Genomic DNA, 867 nt, shown 5'->3' on the forward strand with positions numbered 1-867 from the left:
TTGAAGCTGTAAGGTACATCAATGCGGATGGTCTTGTTGTTGGGGTTTACCTTACCGGGCAGCTTGTTGCCAACAGCGTCTACCAGCTCGTTCTTTTCGGTTAGAGTGATGTCGGTGATGTTGGCAGTGGTTTTTGCGTCGTCGAAGTAGATGTAAACAAATGTAGGTTTAGTTGCGGGTGTCTGCGCAGTGGTCTCACTATCATATATAGCCTCAAATATATAGGCCAATGAGCATCCATTAGGCAGTCCAAAAGCTGCACCGGTATCATACACGTACAGACTTGATGTAGACATTTCATTAGTAGGCACGTCCGTAATATGCACGCAATCCTTTGCAGCATTATCACAGGCACAGTTAAAAACAGTCGCTCCATCGCTGGTATCAACACTAATTTTGTCGAACTTTCCAACAAAATCGGTACCAGTTATTCCTCCAGCGGGCTTCTGGGCATAAGGCACATGGACAATAAGATTGCCGTCCTTATCTTTAGTAGACGTAATGTTTACATTATTGGTCGTGTCATGGAATGTAATGCTGTTAATGGAAGGTGTACCAGAAGGAGTGCCCTTAAAGGTCAGGCGATACTCAGTCTTGGTTTTGCCGTCCTCGGAAGTAACCAGAACGCGCATAGCGGTGCTGTGGTATTTACGGAGGTTGACGTTGTCAAGGATAACTACACCGTCATTATTAGCTATTGTATTTCCATTTTTCTTTGCAGGAGTGTCTCCGCTATTATAAGTGTAGTTTGTATCATCAGTATCATCAATTACATTACTATCGTCAGCAACAAGATCTGTGGGGTTAAGGATAGTAACCTTTGCATTTTTGGAAACTTGCAGCTCGATATCGCGCTTTGTGGCATTG

At 43.8% G+C, this 867-nt stretch carries 1 protein-coding gene; it reads right to left on the reverse strand.

The window, feature by feature from the left end; genetic code table 11:
• Window positions 1-867: hypothetical protein (locus D5270_RS16520; RefSeq protein WP_166545106.1), on the reverse strand; the 867-nt coding region annotated here is incomplete at both ends.

This window comes from Acutalibacter sp. 1XD8-36 (assembly GCF_009917525.1).
In the GTDB taxonomy this organism is placed as follows: domain Bacteria; phylum Bacillota; class Clostridia; order Oscillospirales; family Acutalibacteraceae; genus Acutalibacter.